Annotated in this window: 23 protein-coding genes and 3 tRNA genes; 18 read left to right on the top strand and 8 right to left on the bottom strand. The window is 65.5% G+C overall.

What is annotated here, in order from left to right:
* Positions 1–33: 33 nt before the first annotated feature.
* From ACOMD9_RS19840 to ACOMD9_RS19755, 18 genes are all read left to right on the top strand, one after another.
* Entirely contained in the window at positions 34–1,449 is a 1,416-nt protein-coding gene (locus ACOMD9_RS19840; protein WP_421417734.1) for a tyrosine-type recombinase/integrase, read from the top strand.
* Positions 1,450–1,729: 280 nt separating this feature from the next.
* Positions 1,730–2,638: a hypothetical protein gene (locus ACOMD9_RS19835; protein ID WP_421417733.1), complete on the top strand. Its 909-nt coding sequence runs from the start codon at positions 1,730–1,732 to the stop codon at positions 2,636–2,638.
* 104 nt (positions 2,639–2,742) lie between these two features.
* Positions 2,743–3,096 carry a hypothetical protein gene (locus ACOMD9_RS19830; RefSeq protein WP_421417732.1) on the top strand — a complete coding sequence of 118 codons (354 nt, stop codon included), beginning with the start codon at positions 2,743–2,745 and terminating at the stop codon, positions 3,094–3,096.
* 13 nt (positions 3,097–3,109) lie between these two features.
* Positions 3,110–3,433, top strand: a complete 324-nt coding sequence (locus tag ACOMD9_RS19825) for a hypothetical protein (protein ID WP_421417731.1) — start codon at positions 3,110–3,112, stop codon at positions 3,431–3,433.
* 338 nt (positions 3,434–3,771) lie between these two features.
* Positions 3,772–3,957, top strand: coding sequence for a hypothetical protein (locus tag ACOMD9_RS19820; RefSeq protein WP_421417730.1), 186 nt, complete (start codon positions 3,772–3,774; stop codon positions 3,955–3,957).
* Positions 3,954–4,586 (top strand): hypothetical protein, encoded by a 633-nt coding sequence (locus ACOMD9_RS19815; protein ID WP_421417729.1) that lies wholly within the window; start codon positions 3,954–3,956, stop codon positions 4,584–4,586. Before ACOMD9_RS19820 ends, ACOMD9_RS19815 begins: the two co-directional genes overlap by 4 nt.
* Positions 4,583–4,882, top strand: coding sequence for a hypothetical protein (locus tag ACOMD9_RS19810; protein WP_421417728.1), 300 nt, complete (start codon positions 4,583–4,585; stop codon positions 4,880–4,882). The genes ACOMD9_RS19815 and ACOMD9_RS19810 overlap by 4 nt, the downstream gene beginning before the upstream one ends.
* A gap of 91 nt (positions 4,883–4,973) precedes the next feature.
* Positions 4,974–5,531, top strand: a complete 558-nt coding sequence (locus ACOMD9_RS19805; protein ID WP_421417727.1) for a hypothetical protein — start codon at positions 4,974–4,976, stop codon at positions 5,529–5,531.
* Positions 5,531–6,577 carry a DUF7146 domain-containing protein gene (locus tag ACOMD9_RS19800; protein ID WP_421417726.1) on the top strand — a complete coding sequence of 349 codons (1,047 nt, stop codon included), beginning with the start codon at positions 5,531–5,533 and terminating at the stop codon, positions 6,575–6,577. The genes ACOMD9_RS19805 and ACOMD9_RS19800 overlap by 1 nt, the downstream gene beginning before the upstream one ends.
* Positions 6,574–8,358 carry a DUF927 domain-containing protein gene (locus ACOMD9_RS19795; RefSeq protein ID WP_421417725.1) on the top strand — a complete coding sequence of 595 codons (1,785 nt, stop codon included), beginning with the start codon at positions 6,574–6,576 and terminating at the stop codon, positions 8,356–8,358. Before ACOMD9_RS19800 ends, ACOMD9_RS19795 begins: the two co-directional genes overlap by 4 nt.
* Before the next feature lies 1 nt (position 8,359).
* Positions 8,360–8,575 (top strand): hypothetical protein, encoded by a 216-nt coding sequence (locus ACOMD9_RS19790; RefSeq protein WP_421417724.1) that lies wholly within the window; start codon positions 8,360–8,362, stop codon positions 8,573–8,575.
* Between the two features lie 180 nt (positions 8,576–8,755).
* Positions 8,756–8,926 carry a hypothetical protein gene (locus ACOMD9_RS19785; RefSeq protein ID WP_421417723.1) on the top strand — a complete coding sequence of 57 codons (171 nt, stop codon included), beginning with the start codon at positions 8,756–8,758 and terminating at the stop codon, positions 8,924–8,926.
* Between the two features lie 76 nt (positions 8,927–9,002).
* Positions 9,003–11,774 (top strand): phage tail tape measure protein, encoded by a 2,772-nt coding sequence (locus ACOMD9_RS19780; RefSeq protein ID WP_421417722.1) that lies wholly within the window; start codon positions 9,003–9,005, stop codon positions 11,772–11,774.
* A 5-nt stretch (positions 11,775–11,779) separates the two neighbouring features.
* The gene (locus ACOMD9_RS19775; protein ID WP_421417721.1) at positions 11,780–12,250 is read left to right on the top strand and encodes a hypothetical protein; all 471 of its coding nucleotides are present in this window, start codon (positions 11,780–11,782) and stop codon (positions 12,248–12,250) included.
* A complete protein-coding gene (locus ACOMD9_RS19770; RefSeq protein WP_421417720.1) occupies positions 12,250–12,684 on the top strand; it encodes a hypothetical protein in 435 nt (144 codons plus the stop codon). The genes ACOMD9_RS19775 and ACOMD9_RS19770 overlap by 1 nt, the downstream gene beginning before the upstream one ends.
* 300 nt (positions 12,685–12,984) lie before the next feature.
* On the top strand, positions 12,985–13,488 hold the full coding sequence (locus ACOMD9_RS19765; RefSeq protein WP_421417719.1) for a DUF1441 family protein: 504 nt from the start codon (positions 12,985–12,987) through the stop codon (positions 13,486–13,488).
* Between the two features lie 49 nt (positions 13,489–13,537).
* A complete protein-coding gene (locus ACOMD9_RS19760) occupies positions 13,538–14,608 on the top strand; it encodes a hypothetical protein (RefSeq protein WP_421417718.1) in 1,071 nt (356 codons plus the stop codon).
* Positions 14,609–14,610: 2 nt separating this feature from the next.
* A complete protein-coding gene (locus ACOMD9_RS19755; protein WP_421417717.1) occupies positions 14,611–14,901 on the top strand; it encodes a hypothetical protein in 291 nt (96 codons plus the stop codon).
* Between the two features lie 337 nt (positions 14,902–15,238).
* On the opposite strand, the gene ACOMD9_RS19750 is transcribed toward ACOMD9_RS19755, so the two are convergent.
* The 8 genes from ACOMD9_RS19750 to ACOMD9_RS19715 all read right to left on the bottom strand — a co-directional run bounded on the left by ACOMD9_RS19750 (position 15,239) and on the right by ACOMD9_RS19715 (position 19,770).
* Entirely contained in the window at positions 15,239–15,493 is a 255-nt protein-coding gene (locus tag ACOMD9_RS19750; RefSeq protein WP_421417716.1) for a hypothetical protein, read from the bottom strand.
* A gap of 134 nt (positions 15,494–15,627) precedes the next feature.
* Entirely contained in the window at positions 15,628–16,110 is a 483-nt protein-coding gene (locus ACOMD9_RS19745) for a hypothetical protein (protein WP_421417715.1), read from the bottom strand.
* 210 nt (positions 16,111–16,320) lie between these two features.
* On the bottom strand, positions 16,321–16,959 hold the full coding sequence (locus ACOMD9_RS19740) for a BRCT domain-containing protein (protein ID WP_421417714.1): 639 nt from the start codon (positions 16,957–16,959) through the stop codon (positions 16,321–16,323).
* 559 nt (positions 16,960–17,518) lie between these two features.
* Positions 17,519–17,593, bottom strand: a tRNA-Thr gene (locus ACOMD9_RS19735).
* 29 nt (positions 17,594–17,622) lie between these two features.
* Positions 17,623–17,696 (bottom strand) — tRNA-Gly (locus tag ACOMD9_RS19730).
* 49 nt (positions 17,697–17,745) lie between these two features.
* Positions 17,746–17,829: transfer RNA gene (locus ACOMD9_RS19725), tRNA-Tyr, on the bottom strand.
* Between the two features lie 121 nt (positions 17,830–17,950).
* Positions 17,951–18,790 carry a type III pantothenate kinase gene (locus ACOMD9_RS19720; protein WP_421417713.1) on the bottom strand — a complete coding sequence of 280 codons (840 nt, stop codon included), beginning with the start codon at positions 18,788–18,790 and terminating at the stop codon, positions 17,951–17,953.
* Positions 18,787–19,770, bottom strand: a complete 984-nt coding sequence (locus ACOMD9_RS19715; protein WP_421417743.1) for a biotin--[acetyl-CoA-carboxylase] ligase — start codon at positions 19,768–19,770, stop codon at positions 18,787–18,789. The genes ACOMD9_RS19720 and ACOMD9_RS19715 overlap by 4 nt, the downstream gene beginning before the upstream one ends.
* Between the last annotated feature and the right edge of the window lie 127 nt (positions 19,771–19,897).

Here is a 19,897-nt window from a genome sequence, read left to right as displayed (position 1 = left end):
TACTGACCCATTACTGACCCGGAGAGCTGGCGCATGAAAACCACCCCCTCCCGGCCGGCTGAACCCGGTGCCCGCCGCAAGGCCAAGATCACCGCCCGCACCGCGGCCGACTTCCATGCCAGCGCCTCCCCTGCAGAGCGCCTGTGGGACACCCTGCTCGGTGGCTTCCACCTGATCCGCCGCAAGGCAGCGACCAGCTGGCGCCTCACCTATCGCAACGTGGCTGGCAAGGAGCGCACCATCACCCTGGGACGTTACCCGGCCCTCACCGCCGACCAGGCTCGCAAGATGGCCCACGAAACCTTGGGCGCCACCTACCAGGGGGAGGATCCCCTCGCCGATCGCCAGGCGAAGCGTGATCACGCTCGCGATCTGGAGCAGCAGACCCTGGCGGCCTACCTCGATGGGCCGTATGAGCTCTACCAGAACCGGCGTAAGCGAGGGAAGGCGACCCTGCAGACGCTCCGCCGCGAGTTCTCCGACTGGATGACCAGGCCGCTGGGCTCGCTCACCCGCGCCGACGTCGAGCGCTGGCAGGCCGCCATGGAGAAGCGCCGGCTGGCGTTCTCCACCTGCCAGCGAGCCTACGGCGCCCTGCAGACGCTGCTGAACCACGCTGCCAAGCGTGGCACCATCGACACCAACCCGATCAAGGGGGTCAAGCTGGAGCGGCCGGCTCTCACCGAGAAGGAATTGGCTGAGGCCACCAGCGCACGCCGCTACCTCGAGGACCAGGAGGTGGTCGCGCTATTCGCCGGCATCGAGGCCTATCAGGAACAGCGCCGAGAGGAGCGCCGCCGCAGCCGCTACCACGGCAAGCCCTGGCTGCCCGACCTGGATGGCGTTGCCTATGTCGACTATGCGCCTCCGCTGATCCTGCTGATGTTCTACACCGGCTTCCGCCCCGGGGACCTCCACGGTCTCCGCTGGGAACATGTCAACCTGACCTTCGCCACCATCCGCAAGGTGGTCGAGAAGATCGCCCACAAGCGGCCGGAGCCGCAGACCTTCCCGCTCTCTCCCGAGGCGGTGGCAGTGCTCAAGGCCTGGCACCAGCAACAGGGCGAGCCGGCCACCGGCTACGTCTTCGCCAACCCGAAGACCGGCGAGCGCTACGATTACACGGCGATCAGCCGGCACTGGCGGCGCATCAAGGAGCACACCGCAGCCCTGACCAAGAAGGTGCAGATCCCCCGGCCCCTACCCGCCGACCTGGAGCTCTACAGCCTGCGCCACAACTTCGCCAGCCAGCTGATCATGAAGGGTGCCGACCTGTTGGCCGTCAGCCGGCTGATGGGGCACGCCGACATCCAGACCACCATCGAGCACTACGGTCACCTGGCGCCCGACCACAAGCGGGAGTTCGTGAACCGGTTCGGCCGCGACTACCAGGCGCTGCTGGGCAACGCCGGCGACCAGGGCGAGACGCAGCCTGCGACCGCTACCTGAGCAGGGAAAGAGAAGCGCGGCGCTGATTTGACTGGATACACCGGGTACAGCGGGTACGGCACGCTGTAGGCCGCATGGTTGAGCGGCTGAAGCGTACCCACTATATATATATTTCTTTCTCTATATAGTGGGTACTACTGGGTACATGGCCACCCGGGCTTGGCAACTGGCTGGCCCTGAGCCACGATGACGACAGCTGGCTAGGCCGACGGGCCGAAAGGCGGTTTCCCCACCGCTCGCCAGCTCACCTTCCTGGGGATCACACTGGGGAGTGTGAGTCATGCCAGACGACAAGCCGACACCAAGCGGTTTAGAACGCCGCAAGGGGCGCCGTTCCGGAGGATGCTACGTAATCCGCGATGGAGAGCCTGTTCTCGTCCATCGTACCCAAGCCCCCGATGACCGAGAGTGCGGATATAGCGACCAGGGCAAGCGATACGATGACGAACTGAAGGCGATTCAAGCCGACTTGGACAGCGTGCTTGACCGGCTGAGCGACTACCTGGAGCGGCAAAATAATGCCGCCCGGCTGCTGCTGGATATGGAAGCGCCGCATGGTGCGGATACGAAAGCCGAGATGCTCGATACGCTCAGGTTATACTTGGCTGGTACCACTGGCATGACGCTGGACGAGGCGCACAGTAGAGCGACCGCAGAAAAGGGCGCGGCTTGCATGGAACGCAACCGCCGTGTTCGTGAGCATGGAGCGATAAAAGGCAAGTTGCTATTCGCCTTTGAGGAAGTCAGCGGCAAGCGTTATGACCCCGCCTTGATGGGGCATAGTCGATACCACCTTTTGCAGCCGGAAGAACTGGCCACTCTGGCCGAAATGGCTACGCGCTATCTGGACAGGCGCGACCGCTATCCAGGCGAGTATGGAAAACATGACTTGCTGATGCACAAGGGAAAGCGAGATGAGTATGGTTTGGCAAAGCGCCAGCAGGCAGTGAATGAGTTTATCGACCTCCGAGAAAAGCATGGCGCCGATAAGTATCCCCTTGACCGGGAAACGTGCCAGCCGATCGCAGAGAAGCACGGCTTTACAGGTGAAACGCTGGTTAGGGAAGTGCGCAAGCGACTGGATGAAACTTTGCTAAGGGGCAACCTTGATGCGAGCGGAAAGCAACGACTGGTCATAACCAAGCTGTGGGAGGTAGCCAAGATCAAGCCGCGGCGCAATAAAGATTAGGAGTATCTAAAACACTCTGCAGCGTTTTGTAGTGCTACATACCGACGAGGCCGCCCGCCACCCTGTACCCGTGAACGTCAACCACGGTATGGAGTGGCCTAAACATGCCCACCAGTACGCAGTCCAGCGACACCCCCACCACCAGCCCTGAAGCCTACCGCACCGAGCGCGGCCGGGTGCTGGCCGAGATCCTCGAAGCCCAGCGCGCCGGCCTGGCGCCGCACCTGATCGAGCTGAGCGAGCAGCAAGTTTTCCCTTATCTGATCCCATGTAGCCCCCGGACCGGCCGCGACGCCCGCCGATCTGGCACGCTGCTCGGCCGCCCCGCTCCGGTGTTCGTCAAGCGTGGCCGCCAAGTCCGCTACCGCCTCGCCGATGTGACCGCGTGGCTCGAGCAATCCAGAGCCTTCCCCTCAACCGCCGCCGCACTGGCCGGCGCGTCTGCCGCTGACCACTGAGGAGATCGCCATCATGTCACGCCCCACCGTACTCGAGCGCGCCCTCCGGCACCTCTACGAGGCCGAGAGCACCACTTGCCAGCGAGCCGAGCGCGAGATCGGTGCCCGCTACTTCAACACCAGCGTGAGCACCATCCAGCGCGACCTGGGCATTCCGGTCTGCCGTGAGCCACGCAAGATGACGAACAGCCATGGCGAACACTACTGGGCGAAGGTCTATTGGCTCGACGAGCGCGCCCGTGACGCCGCCGCTCACCAGCTGGCCGCCTGGGAGCGCATGCGGGAAGAAAGCGAAGAGGAAGGCAGCACCGTCGAACCGTGCAGTGAGACAGCCTGATGCTCTCGTTGATCGCTCCTGTAAGGGGTGAGCGTTCCAGTCACCCCCATAGTGGCCACCAAGTATTGACCTCGCCTATAGCACCGGTCTACGCTTCAAGCGTCACGGCAAAATCCGTGACCCGGTTTGGCGACCGGAAATACACGCGGCGCACAAGCGCCCTTCGTGAATCTGGCGCTTTTTTTGCGTCTGGACTTCACGTCTATGGCGGCTGTGCGTGGGAGACCTTCGGGTCTGCCGGTTTCCGTGTGTGCCGGTTCGCCAACCTGCGTACAGCCGCCCCCATCCTGTTTGGCGACAGTGGGGCCGGCTCCGACAACACACACGGAGTCTCCACCATGGCTAAGTTGCGCCTATTCCCCACCCGCAATCCGTCTGCGCGTGCCGCCTACCATCGTGCCTGCGCCCGTGCCGCCCTGTTCGCTGATTCCAGCACGTCCGTGCGCCTCAAGCGCTACAACGCGCACATGGCGAAGGCCCGTCACCTGGAAGCCCGCGCAAGCGAGCAGGAGGTGGCGTCATGACTTTCGCACGCTTTGAGCCGTCCGAGCGGCAGAGCCTGGCCCGCATCAAGGAACTCCAGCAGGACGACCCGACCCTGGTGCCCTTGCTGGCGCAGGCTGTGACAGAGTTCGCCCGCCGGCAAGCTACACGCGCCGCGGCGGCCGATGACCGAGAGCCCCCACGCCAGCGCGAACTGCTCCCGGAGACATGGTTGGCCCTGATCCTATGTGCTGACGGCTGGGGTCTTCAGGAAATCGAAGAGCTCATGACCGTCCGTAAGGAAATGGCCCGGCGAGAACTCGCTAGTGATGAGCGCTGGACGCTTGCCGAGGCGGACGACACGAATCCTGCCAGGGACGCGGACACTCGCCCCCCCTTCATCGTCCACCTGGCCCGTACTGGTGAGCGCCTGGAGATACGTGCCGCCAACTGGCGCGAGGCCCTGGAACGCACCGGCCGGCCCGACGCCTGCATCATCAAGCGCCTCGGCAACCGCGAGTTCGACGCCACTTTCCTGACCGGCGGCGAACCCCGCACCCTCACCACTCGCGTTCACTATGGCGACGATGCCGATGCCCTAGCCTTCGCGCTGGCCAACGTGGCCCATGCCGTGGATACCGAGGCCGCTGGCCAAGGAGGGCAGTCATGAACGCGGCTGCCCTACTGATCGAAGAGCTGGAGGCGATCGCCGCCAGGAACCTGCCCTGGTCATTCGTTGCCAGGAGCCACGCCCGTGCCTTGCGGCGCAACAGCCCACCACGCCGGTCCCGTCCTCGAGAGGACGCCCTCAATCGCATCGAGGGCGCTGAAGAGATCATCCGCGCCTGCGATCTGTTGGACGGTGAGACCGCGGCCCGCCTCGGCGAACTGATCATCGAGGCCTGGATGATCCACCACAGCGGAGAGTGGCCGGAGCGTCTCCGGGGAGGTGCGCATGACGCATGAACAAGCCGAGATCATCGACCAGGACGAACCCAACGGGATCGGCTGACCCGGCCGCCCGAGCACCAACACGACAACCACCTGGAGCCATACCATGACCACCAAGCTCGACACCTCGATCGCCCTCGACCCCCAGGCCCTGATGCGCGACGCCCACGCCCAGCTGGCGAGCACATACGGCCTGCTGCGCGCTCTGTCGCTCTCCGAAGATGAACGGCGTGGACAGCGCGAGAAATATGGCCCGCAGTTCACTTCACCCCTGAGCAGCGGCCACGCCGAAGCATTGGCAGGCTACATAGCCGAGGAGGTGCTGCTGGCCACCCGCCTGGCGGAGCTGCTGTTGGAGACGAAGCCCCACCAGGGGGAGGAGAACGCCGACACCAGCGATCTGTCCCTGATCGAACTCCGGCGCCTGGCCAACCTGACCTCTGACTCGTCGCGCCTCGATGCCGGCGAAGGCCTCGGTACCCTGCTGGGCGGCGTGACGGAAATCATCCTCTGGTTCACGGCGAACGCGGAACACCTCGAACCGCTCAGCCCGGTGGTGCCGGCGCTGATCATGATCAGGCACCGGCTGGAGACCATCGAGGCTCTCACCGTCGCGTGGACCTCGGCGATGCTGGCCAGGCGCTCGAAGCGGGCGGCCGCGTAATGTCCGGCCCGGTCGGCAAGGTGGTCGAGCAGGCCCGTCACCGCTGGGGCAGCCTGCTGCCCCAGGTGATGGAGTTGCGCCACTGGACACACCGCCGGCACCAGCCGTGCCCGGTGTGCGGCGGCCGCGATCGCTTCCGGTTGTTCCCGGACTGGGAGGCCACCGGCGGCGCGATCTGCAACCAGTGCGGCGCGGGCGATGGTTGGACCTGGTGGCAGCGCCTGACCGACCTGCCGGCGGAGGCTGCGGCCCGCGACATCGGCGAGCGGCTCGGCCTGGACGCCGCCGCCGCGACTTCGCCCCGCCGACCGTCACCACCCCGACGCGAACTGTCGGGCGGCCCGCGGCCCGACCGGCGCCAGCGCCTTAAGGAGATGCTGGCGCCAGCCATCCCTCTGTGCCAGAGCGCCACCGCGCTGGCCTATCTCCGGCATCGCGGCCTGGGCGAGTTGATCGACCGCGGCGACCTGCCGCCCGGCTGGCGGGCACACCCGGGGCTGGCGTACTGGGAGGTCGACGACCAGGACCGGCCCCAACGCCTCGGCGACTTCCCCGCCCTGGTGGCGCCGGTGCGTACCGCTGACGGCCAGCTGGCCAGCGTCCACCGCACCTATCTGCAGCAAGACGGCCGCGGCAAGGCGCCCGTCGCAAGCCCCAAGAAGCTGGCCCGCCCGGCCTGGGAGCGCGCCACCCACGGCGCCGCCATCGCCCTCTACCCCCTGGAGGGTGACCGGCTGGCGCTGACCGAGGGCGTCGAGACGGCCCTCGCGGTGCGCCTCGCCCAGCCCGGCCTACCGGTATGGGCCTGTGTCACTGCCGGCGGCCTGGCGCGCTGGGAGCCACCCACCGGGATCCGCTCGGTGTGGATCATGGCCGACCGTGACCGTAGCGGTACCGGCCAGCAAGCGGCGCGCGCCCTGCGCTACCGATTGGGCCGCCAAGGCCTGCGGGTACGGGTGTGCCTGCCGCCCTGCCCGATACCGGACCACGCCAAGGGCCTCGACTGGCTCGACGTGCTGAGCAACGAAGGAGATCCCCGCCCATGACGGCATCCGCCATCCAACACATCATGAAGGAGGCGCCGGTGGTGACCGGGCTGCCCACCATGCCCGACGGCTTCTCGATCGACGAGGATGTCTGGCTGGTCCACGAGTCCCGCGCCGACGGTGATGGCGAGCCCCGCACAACCAGGATCTGCAGCCAGTTGGAGGTGATAGCGCGTACGGCGGCCGTCCACTCCGGTGGCCACGGCTACCTGTTGCGTTTCCCCACGGACACCGGCTTCATCCAGGAATGGGCGATGCCCGCCTCGATGCTCAAGGGCAGCGCCGAGGAACTGCGCGGCATCCTGCTCGACATGGGCCTGATGATCGACGCCAACCAGCGGGCCCATCGGCTCCTGACCACCTACATCAACCTGGCCGCCCAGCGCTGCGCCCGGGAAGGCCGGTTGATGACCTCCACGCAGCGCACCGGCTGGCACGGCGACGCCTACGTGTTGCCCGACCGGGTGCTGGGCAACCCCAGCCAGCAGCGTCTCGTCTACCAGCGCGCCGACCATGCCGCCGACGGGTACCGCCGGGCCAGGACCCTGGAGGCCTGGCAGCGCGATGTCGCAGCCCTGTGCCAAGGCAACACCCGACTGGTGTTCGGTGTCGCGGCAGCCCTGGCTCCCACCCTGCTGGCGCCGTGCCACTTGAAGGAGAGCTTCGGCTTTCACCTCTACGGCGAGTCGAGCAGCGGGAAGACCACCATCCTCACCGTGGCCAACTCCGTGTGGGGCGATCCGGACGCCCTGCTGGAGAGCTGGAACAACACCGCCAACGGCCTCGAGGGCATCGCCACCACCCGCAGTGATGGCCTGTTGACCCTGGACGAGCTCCACCAGTGCGATCCACGGTCGGCCGGTAAGGTCGTCTACATGCTGGCCGAGGGCCGTGGCAAGGGGCGCGCGAAGGAGACCGGTGTCGCCCGGGAGCGCGCCCGCTGGCGCCTGATCTTCTTCTCCACCGGTGAGCTGACCACCGCCGACCATATCGCCAGTGAGGGTGGCCGCTCCTATGCCGGCCAGGCAGTGCGCGCCATTGTGTTGCCCTCCGATGCCGGTGCCGGCCTGGGCGCCTTCAACCAGACCCACGGCCACAGCGGCGAGGCCTTCGCCAACCGCATCGACCTGGCGGCCCGTGAGAGCTACGGGCACGCCGCGGCATGCTTCATCGAGCACCTGGCCAGCAAGCAGCAGCTGGCGCGCGAGACCTACGCCCGAACGCGCGCCCACTTCCATAAGCGTGCCTTGCCGGCTGGCGCCAGTGGCCAGGTCTACCGGGTAGGGGACAAGTTCGCCCTGGTAGTCACGGCTGGTCTACTGGCTTGTCAGTGGGGCATCGTCGATTGGGACCCTGAGGAGATCACCACCGCTTGCACCGTGATGTTCCGCGAGTGGCTCTCCGAGCGCGGCACCAGCGGCGATGACGAGCCACGCCGAGCCATCGAGCAGGTACGCGCCTTCCTGGAGCGCCACGGTGAATCGCGCTTCACCCCGTTGAACGGTCCCTCTCGCACGGTACCGACCCGCGATCGGGCCGGTTACGTGGGCGACCACCGTGGCATCACCTGTTTCCTGTTCACCGCCGACGGCTGGAAGGAGGCCTGCCAGGGCTTCGGCCCCCGGAGAGTGGCCCGCTGGCTGGCCGATGGCGGCTATCTGCTGACTGAGGGCAAGGAGCGCCGCTTTACCTGCCAGGTGCGCGGCATCCCGGGGCACAGCGGGGCCCGCAAGCTGTATGCCGTGCCAGCGGCGATCCTGGAGGCCGACGAGGGGGCGTGACATGGATTGGGTACAGCAGTTGTGCGAGCACATCCGCGACAACTCCGTCGCCCCACCCGTGCAGAACCGGCGCTCCCGTCTCAACGGCTGGCGCTTCCGCGTGCACGGCCGACCGGTGGTGCTCCTGATGCCCTGTTCGGTGCCTGGACACGAGGCGCTGGCGGCGGCCCGCCAGCGATGGCCTGGCGCCCTGCCGGAAGGGGAAAGACCTCGCTGAAGGGGGTGTCAGGTGCTCCAACAGCCTGCTCTCGCGAGTTGTTCTTAGTGTCATTTTGCGGCGCCGGTGACGTGTGAGCGGCGGGAATGACGCTGGGGCGCACGAGGTAAGCACAACATGTGTAAGTTTGAGGGAATTTGACTACACTATATGGTACTGGATAAATGGACAGTACTTGTCATGAAGCCAAGCAATCGTAAGCCTCGAACCCGCAACATCATCCCTTCGGCGCGTCGCCAGCGTGAGCTCTATCAGATGCTCGACCACCGTGCAGACGCCGGTGATGTCGATGCTGCCGGCTGGCTACTGTTCCTTGCAGAGCAACGAGGTGTGAAGGCAGCTCAACCCTGACCCCAGAGGCGCCCCGCGTGGGCGCCTTTGCTTATGCCGGGGACCTGATGAGACACGAGCAGAGAGAGACTGGCCAATGGCCGACTTGGAAAAAACGATAGCGATCATCTTCGAGGGCGTCGACCAAATGGGGGCGGGCGTCACGTCGGCGACCCGGCAGATCGACAGCGTGGCCGGGAGCGTCCAGTGCGCTACCCAGCCGCTTGCCGATTTTACCATGGGGGTGCTCAAGGCCGAGGCTGCGCTGCTCGGCGCCGGGGCTGCGATCACCGGCCTGGCCATCAAGGTGGCCGGAGACTTCGACGCGAGCTTTCGCGAGATCAATACCCTGCTGGACGAGTCGGACGAATCCCTGGATACCTTGCGCGCCGGAGTGCTGGACTACGCCACCGGCTCCACGCAGGCCATCGACACCATCACCGGCGCTTACTACAACCTGATCAGTGCCGGCAACGACACCGCCGAAGCGATGACCCTGCTGGGGGCTGCTGAACAACTGGCAGTCGGCGGCAAGACGGATCTCGACACCGCCGCCAAGGCCTTGGCCGGCACCCTGAGCGCCTACGGGGCAGAGGCCATCGAGGCGAGCGATTACACCGACACGCTGTTTGTGGCCATGCAGGGCGGCATGACAACCATCGGCGAGCTCGCAAGCTCCCTGCCTCAGGTCACTGGCCTGGCCTCACAACTCGGTATCGACTTCGACACCCTGGCCTCTGCAGTGGCCGCACTGACGCGGCAGGGCCTTTCCACCAGTCAGGCGGTCACCCAGGTGGGGGCCGCGCTGAACTCCATCCTCGGCCCATCAAACCAGGCCAAGGATCTTGCTGGGGACCTGGGCATCGAGTTCGACGCGACGGCAGTGCGAGCCCAAGGCCTCGAGGGATTCCTCGAGAGCCTAGCCGATGCGACCGGCGGCAGCGAAGAGGCGATGCGCACCCTGTTCGGCTCTACCGAAGCCACCCGGGGGGTGCTGGCGCTAACCGGGCCCGTGGCCGGGGCCTTCGCCGAGATTCTCGGGAACATGGACGACAAGGCCGGTGCCGCAGCCACCGCCTACGACAAGATGGTCGAGGCGGTAGACCTGGGCACGCAGCGCATCAAGAACGCGATGACCGTGGCGCTGGTCAACCTGGGCGACCCGCTGCTGGATGAGTTCGGCGGCATCCAGGAGGCCATCGCGGCGATTTTCAATGCCATTGGCGTCTCCCTGGATGACGGTCAGCTCAAGGCCTTTGTCGATGAGCTGGAGGGGGTATTCCAGTCCATGGAGGCCGCCATGCTCGAGGTGGCTGCCAATCTTCCAGAGGCGCTAGAGAATGCCGATTTCTCCGCCTTCATGAACGGGATCGACCTGGTCAAGGAGGCGATCAGCGATCTGTTCGATGGTGCCGACATCACCAGCGTCGACGGCCTGGTGACCGTGATCGAGACGCTGGGCCTCGCCTTCGAGACGCTTTCCGCCTACACCGCTGGGGCTATCACCGCAATCGGACCGTTTCTCGAGCAGGTGGCCAAGCTCGCCAACTGGTTCCTGGAAATCAACCCCGCAATCATCGCCACCGTTGGCGCGGCCGGCGGCCTGGCCATTGCTGTAAACACCGTACTCGGCGTAATCCTCAAGCTGAACAAGGGGCTGGCTCTGATGGCCGGCACTGGAGGAGTGCTGCCCAAGGTGGCGCCGCTGTTCAAGGGGGTGGTGGCTGCCCTGACGGGCCCGGTGGGCATCACCGTGGCCGTGGCCGCATCGCTGCCCTTCCTCGAGAAGCTGGTGGCCGGGTTCCTGAATGTCGAGACCCGTGCCGAGCGTCTGGAGCGGATCCGCCTGAGCCCCGGCGGCGAAGAGGCCCAGCGCTGGCGGGAGTATCAGGAGGCGATCGAAGGTGTCTCCCTCGAGGAGTACCTGCAGATCTCCGAGGAGATGGGCTATGCCGACGACCGGATGCGCCAGAGCGTGGCCGAGTCGATCGAGGTGGTCAACGGCTTCAAGGAGTCGCTGCGGGGTGTCAGCGACCCCATCCACAACTGGGGCAACGCCCTGGACATCGTCAACGTCTCCACAGAGGAAAGTGTCGAGCAGACCAGGGCGCTCGCCGCCGAGACCTTCGGTCTGGCGATGGAGACCGACAAGGTCGGCAAGGCGATGGCCGAGGCCTTGGGCGAAGAGCCCTGGACCACCCTGCGTGATCAGTATCTGGACTACCGTGATGCCTTCGTGCGCGGCGAGATCACCGCTGCGGAGTGGGCCGCCATCCAGGAGGAGTACCAGGCTCGCCTGGCCGAAGCGACAGGCCAGGCCGCCAAGTCGCAGAAGGAGCTTGCCGAGGAGGTGCTGAGCTCAGAGGATGCGATCCTCAAGGCGAAGCAGGCCATCCTCGACTACGAAGTGGAGCTGGAGAGCCTGGCCAGCAACGAGCGTATCAAGACCCTGGAACTCGGCGTGGACCTGAAAATCGCCGAAGTCGAGGCCGAGACCGCCCGCGTCCAAGCCGCCTTCGAGAGCATGAACGTCGGGATCGAAGACACCGGCGAAACGCTGCGCAGTTTCTACGACCTGCTGGGCAGCGGCGACCTGTCGCGGATGCAGGAGCTGGGTCTGGAGCAAGAGATCAAGCGGGAGTCGGAGCGGAGGGACGAGCTGATGCGACTGCAAGCCGAACAGATCCGCGCCCAGATTGACCAGATGCGAGCCAAGACCGACGCGCTGCGCAGTGGTGATGGACTCATCAAGATCGACAGCACCGGCCTGGAGCCGGCGCTGGAAATGATCCTGTGGGAGATCCTCGAGAAGGTGCAGCTACGCGCCAACGCTGAGGGCGCTGAGTTCCTGCTGGGGATCGGGGGATGATGGCCATGAGCAATAAAATGACTTCCCCCGGGGCGGTTCCCGCCGCACTCCGTGACTCCCCGGAAATGCTGGCGCTCAAGGCAGAGTGGTCTGCCCTCGATCGAAAGCAAGGCGCCTGGCGCGAGCTGCGCTTGCTGGCGCTGGAGCGCTTGCGCGACACCGTTGAGATTCCCCAGGGGGTGGAATGCCCAGAGGTGCGGGCTACGGGCAGCCGCCTCGCTGGTACCGACTCTGCCGCAATCTCTGCCGCCTTCGAGGAGTTCCAAGCTGCCTTGCTGGCGCGGTCCCGCAAGACGGTGAGCCCCAGCGAATCGAAGGCGATTCAGCGACTGGCCACCCGGGTGGCCGATCTGTTCCAGGCGATGCGAGAAGCTGCCGACAAGGAACTTGAAGCCAGCCGGGCACACGCCCTGGTGCGGGCTCAGGTTCAGAAGCTGATCGCCGAGCACAAGAGCGGGGCGGGGGGCATCCACTGATGGTGACCAATGTGATCCGCGATCTGCGCGAGCGTGAGGCCGCTGCCCGCCAGCGCCGTGATTACCACCATCGCAAGTTCGATCAGGCTCTGGCCAATCTCAAGGCGCTGGGAGCTCGCTGCCCGGGCGTGGCGTGTCCGAAAGTCCAGGCAGCCGGCGAAGCGCTTTCGAAAGCTACCAGAGGGAATGTTCACGGGCCGTTCATGGCTTTTGCTGACGCCATCCTCGAGCGTGCTCGTTTCGGCACAGAAATCGATGATAGCGCCTCCGTGGAAAGGCTGGCGAATCAGGCAATGAACTACATGCGCGAATTGGCCCATCACGTAGACCGGGAGGCCGAGACGCAGCGCGAGCTTCAGTTATTCAGCTACACGCTGAAATCCACCAAGGCGGCCAAGCGGGAAGCGCCTGGGTCACGAGGGCCTTTGGGATGAGTGCCGCCGCAACTCGCACCGCGTTCGCGTCCACCGGCAAGGGGCGGCCGCATCGCGCCCAGCCGGCGCCGGCCGCAGCGAATGCAGGCATGGCCTTCGGCTTGACGAATAAAGTCGCGGGTCCCTGCGGCGACCCCACCCCGGCCACGGGGAGCGCAGAGTCCTGGCGCTCGACATTTTTTCGGCGCTTCAAGGTGATCCACCACAAGTCGCTTAGAGCCGCACAGGGGGCCGCCTGCGTGCCGTTCGGCCTGAGCATGGTGCCGCAGCCTACCGGCTCGCTGATGTACAGGAGGCCGCATGGGTGAGGTGGTGAGTCAGGAGCGCGCCTATCACTGGAGCATCAACCGCATTGCCGAGGCCATTGGCCGCGATCGTCGCACCGTGGCCCGCGTGATCAGAGATTCATCTATCCCGCCGGCTGGAACCTTGCGGGGCAATCCCGTGTACCGCCTGGCTGATGTGGTGGACGCCATCACCGCACGGCAGGGAGAGGCCACTGGAGCGCCTGACGTTGGCGACATGCACCCGCAGGACCGCAAGGCCTGGTACCAGTCCGAGAACGAGCGCATCAAGCTCGAGCGAGAGCTGAGAAACTTGGTGCCCGCGGAAGAGGTGCAGCAGGAAATGAGCCGCCTGGCCAAGGCCGTTGCCTCGAGCCTGGACAGCTTGGCCGACATGCTCGAGCGCGATGCCGGATTACCACACGAGGCCATCGACCTGGTGGAGCAGACGACCGACGCACTGAGGGAGCAGATGTACCAGGCGATTATCAATGACGACTACACCGAAGCCGAAGCGTGATGCCCGCGCCGGCCCCTGCCGGCATTGAGACACAGAAAAGGAGCCGTATATGGCCACCACCGCGAAGACGAAAAGTAGTGCCCGCACCTTCACCAGCTGGACCGATTGGTTCGACGCTGTCGCCGCAAAACAAGGCGAGCTCGCCGAAGTGACCGGCATCGGCCAAGTGCAAGAGAAGCTGGACCGTGCCCGCAACGGGCTGGAGTACGCCATCCGAGCCGCGAACAGCAACCCCGCCATGCCCATGCGGGCCTATCACTACCACTTCCAGAACGATGAGACGCCCGAGGAGCTCGCGACGGAGGCCAAGAGCCTGGCCGATGTGCTGAGCCGCATCATCCGTGCAAACGACCGGCACGCGAGCCCCGAACGGGACGCGTTTGCCCGCGAAACCCTGGATGCCATCCACCGCCACCGTGCCGCCTTGGACGAGGCCAGCGCAGAGCTTGAGCGCCTGACGTCCCAGCGGGATGCCGTGCTGGCCGAGTTGGAAGCTCTCGAGGGGCAGGCCCCCAAGGCCAGCGCCGCCTCCCTGGGCGACATGCAAAAGCAGGTCGAGGCCGCCGAAGTGGAGCGTGACCGCATCGCAGCCGTGCTGGAGAACATGGACGGTGACAGCGGGCCGTTGAACCTGGCCGAGGAGTCGGAGCAAGCCGCCCGGGAGCGCCTCGAGGAGGCCGAAGCCCTGGCCGCCCTTGGTGAGGCCGCCAGCGAGGACGTGAAGGCCGCCCGGAGTGCTGCCAGCAAGGCCGCCGATGCGCTGGCTAAGGAACAAGCCGAGTGCCGGCAGATGGCCAACGCCCGCCGAGGCCTGGAGCGCAAGCTGGAGAGCGCCGAGCAAACCTTGTCCACGGTTCGAGCTGTCTACCGGACAGCCCTGGACCGGGTGAGGCAAGCCGACTTGGCGGCCCGCGAAGCTGCCTTGGTGGCGAAGGTCGAGGATCTGAGCGAAGACCTGGCCGACCTCAATCGAATTTACGCCGACCTGGAGGAGGCGACTCCCAATGCAAGTTATGGAACCGCCCGCCTCGAGGTGAAGATGCCCTATCTCCACCACCACCCTCGTCGTGATGAGATACGGCACGGCTTCATCATCACCGCTTATGGCGTGGAGGAGTGACCATGAAGCCCCAGAACCGGAACAGTCCGTTCGCCAGCGCTGCCGCTCGTGCCGCCTGCCGGGCACAAGCTGTGAAGCGAATCGAGCTCCAAGAGGCCGAAGCCAAGGCTGAACGTTTACGCCAGGAGGCCGAGACTCACGCCCGGCAACAGCGGGTCAGCACCGCCCTTAACCCACTGGCGTTGTACGCCAAGGCCAACGGCAAGCCGATCGCAAGAGCTCCGGGGAGCACCGGCATCGATTACCTCGAGGTCTACGGCCGGCAGAATGGCAGGAAGGGGCAGGGCGGATGATCGTAACCCGACCCCACGGGGCAATCGTCTCCAACCCCGCTCGGCGTGCCGCCGCCGAGGTGGACCTGGTCACCCCGCGACATTGGGCACGACTTGCAGAAAGCCAGCCCCGCCAAATGGTGCTTGGCATCTATTGCGGTCGCTGGCCACGGGCCATTGGTCTCGAGCTGAACCACCGATTTACACCCGGCAACGGGTAGCCGAGCGGTGAAGCATCCGCGGGTTTCTCTTCCTCTTCGCCCGTGGTCTTGGGGTCCTTCGGGGCCCCTTTTTTACGGACAGGCCCGAATCACCCCGCAGCCGTGACTGGCTGGCCGAGAAGGTGGGGTGGGCGGCTCTACTCCTTTTCGCGCTCTGCTGCGCGCTGCCGTTCGTTCATCTCGGTGACGGCTCGGTGGACGTCGTCCTCTTGCGTGGCCCGCATCCAGCCGCCGAGGCCGCCCACGAAGATGACCACACCGCCTGCCAGATAAAGCCACCAGGGGCCGACCCAGCCGAACCACAGGCCGAACCCGACCGGGATGCCAACGGCGGCGATGAAGAACCACTTGGTTGCCGCGGCTTTCTGCTGCTCGAGCTTGTTCTCTGCCATATACCGATCCCCGCGGAATGCTGGTCCGCTTGTGTGAGCCCTTGGGTACTGGGGTGGAGCTAGTCGCCACGGGCATGAGGGCTGGAGCTCGACCGGCTAGTGATCGGCGCCACTGGCATCTCTGATGCGCCCCGCTACTGAGTGTAGGAACGCTTCACCTCACCGCCGCAGACCATGACGGTGCGGTAGGGTTGGCGCCAGCGCAGGTGCTTGCAGGTGCGGCCGCCAGATTGCGAGACACTGGTGCTGTCCGGACTGCCATACATCCTCACGGCGTCGCGCTCGCTCATGCCCTCGGCCACCATACCGGAACGACGAGCCTGTCGGCGCGCCTCTTCTTGGCGCTGCTGCTGCTCATATCTCCGATTTGCGGCAACGCGCTGTCGCTGGGCTGCGGCACGCTCTCGGGCAATCCGTCTCTCCGCCAGCGATCCGCCCGGCACCAGGGCTGAGCTCGCCGATGCTCCGCCGGTACCGCCTGCCATAGAAGACACTGTGCCCTCCAATGGGGCCACCTCGGCGCCCGCCGGGCAGGGCGCGCTCTGGTAGACGGTACGCCCGTCGATTTCGCACTTGTTCACGGCTTCCGCCGCTACCGGCACCAGTGCCAGCGCCATGATCATCACCCACCGCATGACCCCTCCCGCATCTCAGTTCCCTTAATCAGGTTAGCATGGGGCCGCGCTGTTGCTGGCCTGGCTGCTACGCAGTTAACCGGTAATGGGTATCTGATACCTCTATCTGCCACACCGAGCGTGAGCGCCCAGCCCAAATCTTGACCAACCCCAAGGCACCTGCGGACGGATCGATGTAAGTGGGCGCCGGAGTTATAGCCAGTTGGCCCAGTGGTGTTCGCTGATCAAGTGGATGTCGCGGCCATCGCGGCGCAGTTCCACAGCATACTGGATCTTGCGACCGTAATTCGATTGAGCCCAGTCGTCACTGCCCAGGTCGCCGATCACCACGAAGTGCGTAGTGCGTGTGGGCGCCTTCTGGGCCTGGCCACCACGCTGGACGATCTCGGCTTCGCATTCGCGGCGGGTGCCAGTGATGAAGCGGCCAGTCAGCACGAAGTTGCTGTCCTCGAAGACGACATCGGGCGCCGGCTCGCAGAGTGGCAGGGCGGTAGCCTGACGGCTGGCGCTGGCGCCGCCCTGGGTGGAACCGCCGCCGGTGTAGTCGAGCAGTAGGCCGATCAGTTCACCCTCTTCGTCGGCGTCCAGCACTCCGTCGGCGAGCATCTCCTCAAGGCGCGGGAAGAGCACGCTGAAGGGCCAGACGGCCAGCGACTCGGGGCGCTCTCCAAGCCACTGGAGTAGGTATTCTGCCTCGGCCTGGTTTACCGAGCCGTCGGCGAGCATCCCGCGGGCTAACCCGCACAGCTCATTGGCATCACGGGTAGCGTTCTTGGCAATGCTGAGCCGGCGCGTGATCGGCTGGCCGTGGGGGTCGAGTTGGATAGGCATCGTGTTCTCCCTTGTTGTTGTTCCCTGCGGGCCGTGGGCCCGTAGGGTAGTTTGGCAAAGGGAGGTGAGGTCTGCCCGTGCTGGCGCCCACGCGCGGGCCCTGGCTGGGGGCAAAGTGCCCTAAGGGGGATCCCAGTTTAGCGACACTGTCTCTAGATTGGAGACACGCGCTCACGGCACCAACCACTGGCTGGAGCGCGAGGTCGAGGCGTGGCAACCATCGGAGCCCGTACCCGATAAGAGTGGGTACGGCACCCGAAACGTACCCACTTCGACGAATCTCGCCAGCCGCTCAACCATGCGGGTTTGATAGCGCTGTACCCGTTGTACCCGGTGTATCCAGTCCAAAACGGCACCCGGCTCCGTGGCTCTGGGTGTCATGCGCGGGTAGGGCTGTGGCCCCAGTCAGGCCAAACTGACCCGAGTCGGGTCGCCCTGGCCCATCCGCGCACGCCGTCGACTTCTAACCAACTGCTGACCCATTGCTGACCCGTCGAGCGCGCAACGAAAAACCGCCGCTCGGCATTACCCGTAAGCGGCGGTTTTTCTTACTTCAATATGGAGCTCATGGACGGATTTGAACCGTCGACCTCACCCTTACCAAGGGTGTGCTCTACCCCTGAGCTACATGAGCGCAACCTGTCGGCATTCGACTGCAATGCCTGGAGCGGGCAGCGGGAATCGAACCCGCATCATCAGCTTGGAAGGCTGAGGTTCTACCATTGAACTATGCCCGCCTGCCCACTCTTGCTGCCACCACCGATGCTGGCCGGCGCCGGCGAATTCTGGTGGAGGGGGAAGGATTCGAACCTTCGAAGCTTTCGCGGCAGATTTACAGTCTGCTCCCTTTGGCCACTCGGGAACCCCTCCAACTGGCGAAACATCCTACCAGCTTTTGTACCGATGTCAAGTCACTGTTTTTCCAGCTGTCTTGACCGGGGGATGCCGCATCACGGCTCGGCCCCTTCGCTTCGGAACGCGGCGCATTGTGTCAAAGCAGCATCGAGAATGCAAGCCCGGCTCGAATCTTTTCCAGCGAGACCGGCGTGGGCACGCGCGGCGCGCCGGACATCCTCCCTGCCCGCTCGGCCGCGGTCAGCGGGAAGCAGGCCTCGAGCCCCGCATAGACCATATCCGGCCACACCGCATGGGGAATCTGGATACCCCGCGACACCACCCTGGCGTCGCCACCGGTCAACAGCACCGGCAGGGCCACCCCTTCCCGGTCACACACTTCGCTGTAGATGCGATTCAAGGCACTCACCGCCGCCATGTAGATGCCGTGATTCACCGCCTCCACCGTGCGCCTGCCGGGCACCAGCAGCTCCTCGGCTTCACTGTCGGGATCGATGGCCACATTGCGGGTGCCGAGCTTGAGACTCTCCTTCATCAGGCGCAGTCCGGGCAGTATGTATCCCCCCAGGTGACGTCCGCCGGGCAGCACGAAGTCGACGGTGATGGCACTGCCGCAGTCGACGCTGCAGCAACCACCGGCCAACTGGTAGCCGGCCAGGGTCCCCATCCAGCGATCCACGCCCAGTCGGCTCGGCTCCTCGTAACCATTGGTGACGCCCAGCGCCTCTGCCGTCGAGCGTGCCACATGCACGGCACCGACCCGCCGGCGCAACAGGGATACCGTCTCCTCGAGGACCGCCTTGCGGGCAACGCTGGAGATGCGCACCGCCTCCACCACGTCCAGGTCAGGGATGTCGGAGCCCGGCCGCCACTCCTCGCGCGTCCAGACGGCACCCCGCGAGCGGATCTCGCTACTGTCGGCATCCTTCAAGCGCCACTTGGACAGGGTGTTGCCGATATCGAGATCCAGGATCATGGGCGCCCACGCACGCTGACTTCTCCTCCCGCCAGGCGCACGCGCTGCTGCCCGCAACGGACCCAGAGGTTGCCTGCCTCATCCACGCCCTCGGCGATGGCCGGCTCGCGCTCTCCACTGCGCAGGATATCCACCTCATGGCCGGTGAAGGCGTGACGCGCATTCCACTCCGCCTGCCAGGCGGCGAACCCCCTCTGCTCGAAACTCGCCATCAACGGCAGCAATCCCTCCAGCAACTCGACAGCGAGGGCATTACGCGAGAGCCCCGGCACCTGGTCATGCACCGCGGCCACGGGCTGGTCTATCCCGGCACGGAAGTCGGCCGGAAGGTTGACGTTGATTCCCATCCCCAGCACCACCTCGCAGGGCCCGGCAGCGTCGCCGCTGATTTCCACGAGGATACCGGCCAGCTTGCCCAGCTCGCCCGAGGGACCTTGCAGCAGCACGTCATTGGGCCACTTCAGCAACGGTGTGGCTCCATGATTCTCCAGCACCCTGGCCAGCACAACGCCGATGGCCAGGCTCAGCCCCTCCAGTGCCGCCACCCCCGATTCGAATCGCCACCCCAGCGAAAGCATCAACGATCGGCCCCAGGGTGTCGTCCAGACTCGCCCACGACGCCCGCGACCCTCACTCTGCTGCTCCACCAGGCAAACCTCGCCATGCCCAGCGCCCTGCTCGAAGCGTTCTCGCAGGAAAGCGTTGCTGGAGGGCAACGTCTCCTCGACGAACAGGCGCGTGAGGTGCCGCCTGGCCTCCCACGACAGGCCTGCCACGATCACGCCACCGTCGAGCAGTTCAAGTGGCTCTGCCAGGCGATAACCCTGGCCCTTCACCGCTTCCATGGCGATACCCAGCGATTCCAGCTTCCTCAGCTGCTTCCAGACGGCCGCCCGGGAGACACCCAGGCGCTCGCCCAGCTGTTCGCCGGAATGGAACTCGCCATCGCTCAGCAGGCGAATCAGGTCACCGATGGTCATGCGCATGCCCCAGACGGGAAAAGTCCACATTCTATCGGAACTCGTGCAGGCTCGGAAATCCATTGGGCGTAAACGTGAAAACCCCGACCAATGGCCGGGGTTTCTGAAAAGGTGCCTGACGAGGATT

The organism is Halomonas terrestris (assembly GCF_049166755.1).
Taxonomy (GTDB): domain Bacteria; phylum Pseudomonadota; class Gammaproteobacteria; order Pseudomonadales; family Halomonadaceae; genus Halomonas.
This window is presented reverse-complemented; position numbering and strand designations above follow the sequence as displayed.